The sequence below is a fragment of the Oceanibaculum pacificum genome (assembly GCF_001618175.1).
Taxonomy (GTDB): domain Bacteria; phylum Pseudomonadota; class Alphaproteobacteria; order Oceanibaculales; family Oceanibaculaceae; genus Oceanibaculum; species Oceanibaculum pacificum.
In genome coordinates, this window is sequence record NZ_LPXN01000015.1 from 1 (window position 1) to 10,267 (window position 10,267).

Here is a 10,267-nt window from a genome sequence, read left to right on the forward strand (position 1 = left end):
CGCGAAGCGGCGTCTCGAAGGACCAGGCGGCACGCGCCGGCAGCTCTCAGCCCCTCAGCCCTCAGAACGAGAGCAGCTCGACGCGGATGACGCCGGGCAGGGCGCGGATGCGCTGCAGGATGGCGTCGTCGATCTTGGCGTCGACATCGACCAGGGACAGCGCCACGCCGCCCTTCTCGGTGCGGCCGAGATAGAAGCTGGCGATGTTGATGCCGGCCTCGCCCAGGGCGCCGCCCAGCTTGCCGATGAAGCCCGGCTCGTCGCGGTTGCGGACATAGAGCATATGGGTGCCGAAATCGGCCTCCATCTTGATGCCGCGCACTTCCACCAGACGCGGCTGGCGGCCGCCGAACAGGGTGCCGGCGACCGTGCGGGTCTGCGAGCCGTCGGTGGTCGTGACGCGGATCAGCGTCTGATAGTCGCAATCGCGGTCATGCGCGGTCAGGCTGACGGCGATGTCGCGCTGCCGGGCGAAGGTCGGCGCGTTGACCATGTTCACGCTGTCGCTGATCGGCTTCATCAGCCCGGCCAGCGCTGCCGCCAGGATCGGCTTGCTGTTCAGCTGGGCGGCAAGGCCTTCCAGCTCCACCGTGACCGAGCCGATGCCCTCGACGGTCAGCTGGCCGAGCATGCTGCCCAGCTGCTCAGCGAGCAGCATATAGGGCTTCAGCCTCGGCGCTTCCTCGGCCGAGACCGACGGCACGTTCACGGCGTTGGAGATCGCCCCCGTCAGCAAATAATCGGCCATCTGCTCGGCGACCTGCAAAGCCACATTCTCCTGCGCTTCGGAAGTCGAGGCACCGAGATGCGGGGTGACCACGACATTGTCCATGCCGAACAGCGCGTTCTCCTTCGCCGGCTCAGCCTCGAACACGTCCAGCGCCGCACCGGCGACATGGCCGCTTTCCAGCGCCGCCTTCAGCGCCGCCTCGTCGACCAGGCCGCCGCGCGCGCAGTTCACGATGCGCACGCCCGGCTTGGTCTTGGCGAGGGTGTCGGCGTTCAGGATGTTGCGGGTCGAGTCGACCAGCGGCGTGTGCAGGGTGATGAAATCGGCGCGGGCCAGCAGCTCGTCCAGCTCCACCTTCTCCACGCCCAGATCCTGCGCCCGATCCTCGGTCAGGAACGGGTCGAAGGCGACGACCTTCATCTTCAGGCCCAGCGCGCGGTCGGCGACGATGGCGCCGATATTGCCGCAGCCGATGACGCCCAGCACCTTGCCGAACAGCTCCACGCCCATGAAGCGGTTCTTTTCCCACTTGCCGGCATGGGTCGAGGCATTGGCCATCGGAATCTGCCGGGCCAGCGCCATCATCAGCGAGATGGCGTGCTCCGCCGTGGTGATGGAATTGCCGAACGGCGTGTTCATGACGACCACGCCCTTCTTGGTGGCGGCCGGCACATCGACATTGTCGACGCCGATGCCGGCGCGGCCGATCACCTTCAGCCCGCCGGCCTGCTCCAGCACGGCTTCCGTCACCTTGGTGGCGGAGCGGATGGCGAGACCGTCGTAATTGGCGATGACCGCGATCAACTCGTCGGCCTTCATGCCGGGCTTGTAGTCGACCTCGATCCCGCGTTCGCGGAAGATGTCGACGGCGCGTTCCGACAGGGCGTCGGAGATCAGAACCTTGGGCATAATCGTCCTACTCGTTTGCAGCGTATGTGTCTCAGGCGGCCTTGGCGGCCTCGGCCTTCACCTGGGCATAGGCCCAGTCGAGCCAGGGCAACAGGGCCTCGATATCGGAAGTCTCGACGGTCGCCCCGCCCCAGATGCGCAGGCCGGCCGGCGCATCGCGATAGGCGCCGATGTCGTAGCCCACGCCCTCGGCCTCGACCAGCGAGGCCAGCTTCTTGGCGGCGGCCGCCTGCGCCTCGGCGGACAGGCCCTGGAACCAGGCATCCTTGATCACCAGGCAGATCGAGGTGTTGGAACGGGTCTCCGGCTTCTCGGCCAGGAAGGCCGCCCAGTCGCTCTGCGCAACCCAGCCCTCGATGGCCTTGAAATTCGCCTGGCTGCGGGCGATCAGCCCTTTCAGCCCGCCAATCCCCTCGGCCCAGCGCAGCGAATCGATGACGTCCTCGACGCAGAGCATGGACGGGGTGTTGATGGTCTCGCCCTTGAAGATGCCCTCGTTCAGCTTGCCGCCCTTGGTCATGCGGAACAGCTTGGGCAGCGGCCAGGCCGGGCTGTAGCTCTCCAGCCGGGCGACGGCGCGCGGGGACAGGATCAGCATGCCGTGCTGCCCTTCGCCGCCCAGCACCTTCTGCCAGGAATAGGTGACGACATCCAGCTTGTCCCACGGCAAATCCATGGCGAAGACGGCGGAGGTGGCGTCGCAGAAGGTCAGCCCTTCCCGGTCGGCCGCGATCCAGTCGCCATTCGGCACCCGCACGCCCGAGGTCGTGCCGTTCCAGGTAAACACCACGTCGCGGGCGAAATCGACCTGCGCCAGATCCGGCAGCTTGCCGTAATCGGCTTCCAGCACGCGCACATCCTTCAGCTTCAGCTGCTTCAGAATATCGGTGACCCAGCCGGAACCGAAGCTCTCCCAGGCCAGCGCGTCGATGCCGCGCTCGCCCAGCATGGTCCACATCGCCATCTCGAAGGCGCCGGTATCGGAGGCCGGGACGATGCCGATGCGCCAATCGGCCGGCACGCCCAGGATGGCGCGGGTGCGGTCGATGGCTTCCGCCAGCTTCGCCTTGCCCAGCTTCGCACGATGGGAGCGCGCCAGGGCGGCGTCCTTCAGCGCGTCGGGCGTCCAGCCGGGGCGCTTGGCGCAGGGGCCGGAGGAGAAATACGGAACGGCGGGGCGGGCGGTGGGCTTCATGGCGCGAGATTCCCTGAAAGCGGAGCCGCGCGCAGGCCGGCGCGGCGCGGGCGGATACTAAGCGCATATTGCTGCATCGCGTCAATGCACAGCTTGACGCAGGGAAACTGCCTGTCAGCGCCGCTTACAAGCCATAAAAATCCGCCGCGTTTCGCGATCCGGAATTGCCGTTCGTACAGCGGTAAAGTCTGATCCGATCCCTCCATGCGCGTCAGTTATGCCGGGCTTGATCCGGGCATCCAGCGGCGGAGACGTTCGAGGCAAAGCGTCGCTCTGGATTGCCGGGTCAAGCCCGGCAATGACATATAGGGTAAGGAAATGAACAATCCGGGGGGAGTTCCCATGACCATCACTTTCTACGACCTTATCGGCGATAACGGGCGGCGCATGAGCCCCTATGGCTGGCGGGTGCGCATGGCGCTGGCGCATAAGGGCCTGGAGTACGAGCTTGTTCCGATCGGCTTCACCGACAAGGACAAGCTGGCCTTTTCCGGCCAGAACCTGGTGCCGATCATCGTCGACGGCGGCAAGACGGTGTTCGACAGCTGGACCATCGCCTGCCATCTGGAGGACGCCTATCCCGACCGGCCCAGCCTGTTCGGCGGCGATGCCGGGCGCAGCGTGACCCGGACGGTGGCGAACTGGGTGAACGCCACGGTCAACCCCACGCTGGTGAAGCTGATCGCCGGCGACATCTACAAGATCGCCCGGCCGGTGGATCAGCCCTATTTCCTGGACTCACGGGCAAAGCGCTTCGGCATACCGCTGGAGAAATTCGTCGATCAGTCGGACGCGCAGATCGAGCGCTTCCGCGCCGCCCTCGCCCCGGCCCGGCTGACCCTGCAGGACCAGCCCTACCTCTGCGGCCAGGCGGCCGGCTATGCCGATTACTGCCTGTTCGGCAGCTTCCAATGGGCACGCTGCGGCAGCCCGCTGAAACTGCTGGCGAGCGACGACCCGGTTTACGCCTGGCGCGCCCGCCTGCTGGAAAGCTTCGACGGCATGCCCGGCAAGGCGATGGGGTTCCCGGTGTAGGAAAATTCCGCATGTCCTCCTCCTTCGTCGCCCTGGGGTCAGGCCCAAGGGTGGCGAAGGGGAACGGCGCTTGGCCCCTACTCCGCCGACGCGCGTTGCAGGCTGGCGGGGACCGGCTGGTCGATATAGTGGCGGATCAAAGCGAGGGCGTCGGGCGAATCCCAATGCGCGTCGCCCACCAGCTGGCCGACCATCTTGCCGTTGCGGTCGATCAGAATGCTGGTCGGCAGGCCCTTGGCGCCCAGCGCGCGGGTCAGCGCGGTCTTCGGGTCGAGATAGATCGGCAAATTGCGGATGCCCAGCTTGTCGTAGAAGGGCTGCACCTGCTTCAGCCCGCCGCGGTCGGTGGAGATCGCCAGCACCTGGAAATCCTCGCCGCCCAGCTTGCCCTGCAAATTGCTCAGCGACGGCATCTCCTGCACGCAGGGCGCGCACCAGGTGGCCCAGAGATTGACCAGCAGCACCTTGCCCTTGAAATTATCGAAGGTCAGCGTCTCGCCCTGCGCCGCCGAGAATGGCGTTTGCGGTGCTGGTCGCGGCGGCTCTATGGGGGTAAAGTCCGCCATCGCGCCGCGAATTGGCGGCTCCGCCCTGGCGGGCAGCCCGAGGGCGGCGATAATGCCAAGGCCGGCGACGGCGCCGGCGACAAGGAAGCTAGTACGTCTGCTGATCTTCATCGTCTAAACCCAGTTCATCGATATCCCGCGAGCCATTCATGACCGCCGAGACCAAGAAGCCGATCCCCGCCGATGCCGCCGAGAACACCATGTGGGGCGGACGTTACACCACCGGCCCGGCCGAAATCATGGAGAAGATCAACGCCTCCATCGATTTCGACAAGCGCATGTACGCCCAGGATATAGGCGGTTCGAAGGCGCATTGCCGCATGCTGATGGCCACCGGCATCATCACCCAGGCGGACGGCGAGAAGATACTCTCCGGTCTCGACCAGATATTGGGCGAGATCGAGGCCGGTCAATTCACCTTCAAACGCGCGCTGGAAGACATCCACATGAATGTCGAGGCGCGGCTGACCGAAATCATCGGCCCGGCCGCCGGCCGGCTGCACACCGCGCGCTCGCGCAACGACCAGGTGGCGCTGGATGTGCGGCTGTGGGTGCGCGACGCGGTGGACCGCGCCGACGTGCAGCTCGCCGATTTGCAATCCGCGCTGGTCGAGCGCGCTGAGGAATATGCCGACGCGGTGATGCCCGGCTTCACCCACCTGCAGACCGCGCAGCCGGTGACGTTCGGCCACCATATGATGGCCTATGTCGAGATGTTCGCGCGCGACCGCAGCCGGTTGCAGGATGCCCGCCGGCGGATGAACGAATCGCCGCTGGGCGCGGCGGCGCTGGCCGGCACCTCCTTCCCGATCGACCGGCACATGACGGCACAGGATCTGGGCTTCGACCGGCCGATGGCGAATTCGCTGGACGCCGTGGCCGACCGCGATTTCGCGCTGGATTACATGGCCGCCGCCGCCATCGCCGCCATGCATCTCTCGCGCCTGGCGGAGGAGATCGTGATCTGGTGTAGCGCGCAATTCCGCTTCGTGCGGCTGTCGGACGCGTTTTCCACCGGCTCCTCGATCATGCCGCAAAAGCGCAACCCGGACGCGGCCGAGCTGGTGCGCGGCAAGTCCGGCCGCGTCATTGGCGCGCTGAACACGCTGCTGATCGTCATGAAGGGCCTGCCGATGACCTACGGCAAGGACATGCAGGAGGACAAGGAGCCGATCTTCATGGTCCGCGACACGCTGGACCTCTGCATCTCCGCCATGACCGGCATGGTGCGCGACCTGACCGCCAATGTGCAGTCGATGCGCGAGGCCACCCTGCCCGGTTTCGCCACCGCCACCGACCTGGCCGACTGGCTGGTGCAGACGCTGGACATTCCGTTCCGCGACGCGCACCACATCACCGGCCGCATCGTGAAGCTGGCGGAGGATCAGGGCGTCGATATCTCCGAATTGAGCCTGGAGCGGATGCAAGAGGCCGAGCCGCGCATCACCGGGGCGGTGTTCGAGCGGCTGGGCATCGATAATTCGGTGAGGAGCCGGGTCAGCTATGGCGGCACCGCGCCGGACCAGGTGCGCGCCCAGGCGAAGCGCTGGCGGGAGGTTCTGGGATGAAAACGCTGCTCGTGACGCTGCTGGCGGTTCTGCTGCTGGCGGGCGCCGTCTCCGCCTGCGGCAAGAAAGGCCCCCTGGAGCCGCCGCCGGAGAAAGAAAACACCTATCCCCGCACTTATCCGGCCCGCTGATCGGACAAGACAGATGGACGCATTCACTTATCGCGACGGCCAGCTCCATGCCGAGCAGGTACCGCTGGCGCGCATCGCCGAAGACGTCGGCACGCCGGTCTTCGTCTATTCCGCCGGCGCCATCGAGGCGCAGTACGACGCGCTGGCGGCCGCGCTGGCCGACATGAAGGTCGGCATCTGCTACGCGCTGAAGGCCAATTCCAACCAGGCGGTGATCCGCACGCTGGCCGCGCGCGGCGCGGGCGCCGATGTGGTGTCAGAGGGCGAGCTGCGGCGCGCCCTGGCCGCCGGCGTGCCGCCCTCCAAGATCGTCTTCGCCGGCGTCGGCAAGACGGCGGGCGAGATGCGTTTCGCGCTGGAAACCGGCATCCACCAGTTCAACCTGGAATCGGAGCCGGAGCTGGAGCTGCTGAACCAGGTCGCCGCCGCGCTGGGCGTGGTCGCGCCCGTGGCCGTGCGCTTCAACCCGGATGTGGACGCCAAGACCCACGCCAAGATCACCACCGGCAAGAAGGAGAACAAGTTCGGCATCGAGATCGAGCAGGCGAAGGCGGTCTATGCCCGCGCCGCCGCGATGGCGAATATCGACCCGGTCGGCGTGGCGATGCATATCGGCTCCCAGCTCACCGACCTGGAGCCCTACCGCGCCGCCTATCGCCGCATGGCCGATCTGGTGCGCGGCCTGCGCGCCGAGGGGCACGATATCCGCCGCGTCGATCTGGGCGGCGGCATCGGCATCGACTATAGCGGCGACCATACGGTCGACCTGGACGCCTATGCCGCCATCGTGCGCGACGAGATCGCGCCCCTGGGGGCCGAGCTGCTGTGCGAGCCGGGCCGCCTGCTGGTCGGCAATGCCGGCGTGCTGCTGACCCGCACGGTGTTCGTGAAGCAGGGCACGGCGAAGCGCTTCGTCATCGTCGACGCGGCGATGAACGATCTGATCCGCCCGACCCTGTACGAAGCCTATCACCAGATCGTGCCGGTCGCCGAGGGCGCCTCAGAATCGCCGCATCCGGCCGATATCGTCGGTCCCATCTGCGAGAGTGGCGATTACCTGGGTAAGGATCGCCCCTTGCCGGACGTCGCAGAGGGCGCGTTGCTGGCGATCAAATCCGCGGGAGCCTATGGCGCGGTGATGGGATCGAGCTACAATACTAGATTGATGACGCCGGAAGTTCTGGTGCGGGACGGCGACTATGCCGTTATCCGCCCCCGGCCCAGCTACGAGGAGCTTATCGGCCAGGACCGGATGCCGGACTGGCTATCGCCGCAGCAAGACGCGACGACCCCGGTGAGAGCAAGAGGCGCCGCCTAGACTAGGAGCCAGGATGGACAGACACCCCGCCGACATCCAGCCGACCGCCCCTCAGCCGGGCGGTGGCACAGCTCAATCGGTGGGGATCGGCGGCGGCGTGAAACAGCGCCTCGCCTGGCTCAATTTGTTCTGGGAGGCGCTGTGGCCGGCCCTCTGGCCCAGCGTCGCTGTGGCCGGCCTGTTCCTGGCCCTGGCGCTGTTCGATATCCTGCCCACTCTCGGCTTCTACGCCCATGCGGCGGCGCTGGCCGGCTTCCTCATCGTCTTTATCGGCCTTACCTGGCGCAATCTGCGCCGGCTGCCGCTGCCCGCGCCGGGGGCGGCGCTGCGCCGGCTGGAGACGGCCAGCGGCCTCACGCACCGCCCGCTTTCCGGCCTGCGCGATTCACTCGGCTCCAACCCGAAGGACCCGATGGCCGCCGCCCTGTGGCAGGCGCACCAGACCCGCCTGCGCACTCTGGCGCGCAGCCTGCGCGTCGGCTACCCCTCGCCCGGCCTTGCCCGGCGCGACACGGGAGGGCTGCGCGCGGCGCTCGGCCTGGTGCTGGTGATCGCCGTCGCCATCGGCTGGCCGGATGCCGGCGAGCGGCTGGCGCGCGCGGTGACGCCCTCCTTCACCGGCGGCTCGACGCAGATCGCCCCGCGCCTCGACGCCTGGGTGAACCCGCCCTCCTATACCGGCATGGCGCCGCTCTATCTGCGCAAGGACCAGAACACCGCCGACGCCGCCGGCGGCGCGCTGTCGATCCCGACCGGCAGCAAGCTGCTGGCCCAGGTGCATGGCGGCGAGGGCCAGCCGGCGCTGGTGATCGACGGGCAGCGCACCGCGTTCCAGACAGTCGACCCGATCAACCACCGGCTGGAGCTGGAACTGACCCAGGGCTCCAGCCTGGCCATCGAGCAGAATGGCAAGGTGCTGCAAAGCTGGCAGGTCACAATCGTGCCCGACCGCGCGCCCGACATCGCCTTCGCCAGCGACCCGTCGGAGAGCGAGCGCCATGCGCTGCGGCTGGAATATCGGGCGACCGACGATTACGGGCTGGAAAAAGTCACCGCCAGCATCCGCCGGGTGGCCGAGCAGCAGCCCGAGGCCGCCTTCGTCGGCGAGGAGACCATCGAACTGACCCTGCCGATGCCGGCCCTGGCCCCGAAGCAGGCCCGCGCCGCCGGCTATCATGATTTGACCGCGCATCCCTGGGCCGGCACGCCGGTCGGCGTCACCCTGACGGCCAGCGACGCCATCGGCCAGACCGGGCGGAGCGAGCGCCAGGTGATCGTGCTGCCGGAGCGGGCCTTCAGCCATCCGGTCGCCCGCGCCATCATCGAGCAGCGCAAGCGGCTGACCACCGAACCCGACCAGCGCAAGGGCATCGCCGACCAGCTCGCCGAGATCGCCAGCCGGCCTCAGCTCTATAATCACGACACCGTCGTCTTCCTGGCGCTGAAGACCGCCATCGCCCGGCTGCTGAACCCGCGCAACGGCCCGCAGATCATCGGCGACGCGCAGGCCCTGCTGTGGGACACCGCCCTGCATCTGGAGGATGGCGGCGTCTCCCTGGCCGAACGCGATCTGCGCGACATTCAGCGCCGCTTGCAGGAGGCCCTCGCCCGCGACGCCTCGGACGAGGAGTTGCAGCGGCTGATGGACGAGCTGGAGCGGGCGATGGACCGCTTCCTGGAAGCGATGCAGCAGCAGATGGAGCAGATGGCCGAGCAGGGCATCCAGCCCGAGCCGTTCGACCCGTCGCAGATGCAGCAGATCGACCGCCAGGATTTGCAGCGCATGATGGACCAGATGCGCGAGATGATGCGCTCCGGCGCGCGCGACAAGGCGCAGCAGATGCTCTCCCAGATGCAGCAGATGATGGAGAATCTGCGCGCCGGCATGCAGCAACAGCAGCAGCAACAGGGCAACCAGCAGATGCAGCGGCAAATGCAGCAGATGCAGGAATTGCAGGATCTGACGCGCCGGCAACAGCAATTGCTCGACCAGACCTTCCGCATGCAGCAGCAGATGGAAGGCCAGGGCCAGCAGCAATCCCAGCAGGGCCAGCAACCCGGCGAGCAAGGCCAGCAGGGGCCGCAGCAGGGCCAGCAGAACCGCCAGCAGGGCCAGCAGGGCCGCAGCGGCGATGCCCAGGGTCAGGCCCAGGGACAAGGCCAGCAGCAGGGCCAGATGACCCCGCAGCAGGGCGCCGCCCTACAGGAGGCGCTGCGCCGCGCGCTGGGCGATTTGATGCGCCGCATGGGCGAGGCCGGGGAAATCCCGCGCCAGCTCGGCCAGGCGGAACGCTCGATGCGCGATTCCTCCCAGGCCCTCCAGGGCAACCAGCCGGGCGAGGCCATCCCGTCGGAGAATGAGGCGCTGGACCAGCTCCGCTCCGGCGCGCAGCAGATGGCCGAGCAGATGCAGCAGCAGATGATGGCCGGCCGGCAGCCGGGCCAGCAGGGCCGCGACCAGGCCGGCCAGCGCGGTCAGCAGCGCAGCGACCGCGACCCGTTCGGCCGGCCGCTGAACAATGACGGCAATTTCGCCACCGGCGACGTTCAGGTGCCCGAGGAAGCGGACCTGCAACGCGCCCGCGAAATCTTCGACGAGCTGCGCCGCCGCTCCGGCGACACCAGCCGTCCCGATTACGAACGCGACTATATCGACCGCCTGCTGCGCCGTTTCTGAGGCCCCCCGGATGGCAGGGCTGAGGGGAGCGCCGCCCAATGCTTCGAGACGCCCCTACGGGGCTCCTCAGCATGAGGTCACCAAGTTGCACCGGCAGAACGTCCTGAAATGACCTCACCCTGAGGAGCCGGCGCAAGC

The 10,267-nt window shown here is 67.6% G+C and carries 8 protein-coding genes; 5 read left to right on the top strand and 3 right to left on the bottom strand.

All coding sequences use genetic code 11. The features are described 5' to 3' along the window. Positions 1-61: 61 nt before the first annotated feature. Positions 62-1,639: a phosphoglycerate dehydrogenase gene (gene serA / locus AUP43_RS02010; protein WP_067551941.1), complete on the bottom strand. Its 1,578-nt coding sequence runs from the start codon at positions 1,637-1,639 to the stop codon at positions 62-64. A 31-nt stretch (positions 1,640-1,670) separates the two neighbouring features. After that, the gene (locus tag AUP43_RS02015; protein WP_067551943.1) at positions 1,671-2,834 is read right to left on the bottom strand and encodes a phosphoserine transaminase; all 1,164 of its coding nucleotides are present in this window, start codon (positions 2,832-2,834) and stop codon (positions 1,671-1,673) included. Positions 2,835-3,176: 342 nt separating this feature from the next. Between AUP43_RS02015 and AUP43_RS02020 the strand changes: the two genes are divergently transcribed. Next, a complete protein-coding gene (locus AUP43_RS02020; RefSeq protein WP_067551945.1) occupies positions 3,177-3,869 on the top strand; it encodes a glutathione S-transferase N-terminal domain-containing protein in 693 nt (230 codons plus the stop codon). A 77-nt stretch (positions 3,870-3,946) separates the two neighbouring features. Here the strand turns inward: AUP43_RS02020 and AUP43_RS02025 are convergent, their stop codons facing one another. After that, entirely contained in the window at positions 3,947-4,546 is a 600-nt protein-coding gene (locus AUP43_RS02025) for a TlpA family protein disulfide reductase (RefSeq protein WP_067551948.1), read from the bottom strand. 38 nt (positions 4,547-4,584) lie between these two features. Between AUP43_RS02025 and argH the strand changes: the two genes are divergently transcribed. The 4 genes from argH to AUP43_RS02040 are packed head-to-tail and all read left to right on the top strand — an operon-like array spanning position 4,585 to position 10,129. Then, positions 4,585-6,003: an argininosuccinate lyase gene (gene argH / locus AUP43_RS02030; RefSeq protein WP_067551951.1), complete on the top strand. Its 1,419-nt coding sequence runs from the start codon at positions 4,585-4,587 to the stop codon at positions 6,001-6,003. Beyond that, positions 6,000-6,134 carry an LPS translocon maturation chaperone LptM gene (gene lptM / locus AUP43_RS19350; protein WP_232314853.1) on the top strand — a complete coding sequence of 45 codons (135 nt, stop codon included), beginning with the start codon at positions 6,000-6,002 and terminating at the stop codon, positions 6,132-6,134. Before argH ends, lptM begins: the two co-directional genes overlap by 4 nt. 13 nt (positions 6,135-6,147) lie before the next feature. After that, on the top strand, positions 6,148-7,452 hold the full coding sequence (lysA, locus tag AUP43_RS02035) for a diaminopimelate decarboxylase (protein WP_067551955.1): 1,305 nt from the start codon (positions 6,148-6,150) through the stop codon (positions 7,450-7,452). 13 nt (positions 7,453-7,465) lie between these two features. Beyond that, positions 7,466-10,129: a TIGR02302 family protein gene (locus AUP43_RS02040; protein WP_084462454.1), complete on the top strand. Its 2,664-nt coding sequence runs from the start codon at positions 7,466-7,468 to the stop codon at positions 10,127-10,129. Positions 10,130-10,267 lie beyond the last annotated feature (138 nt).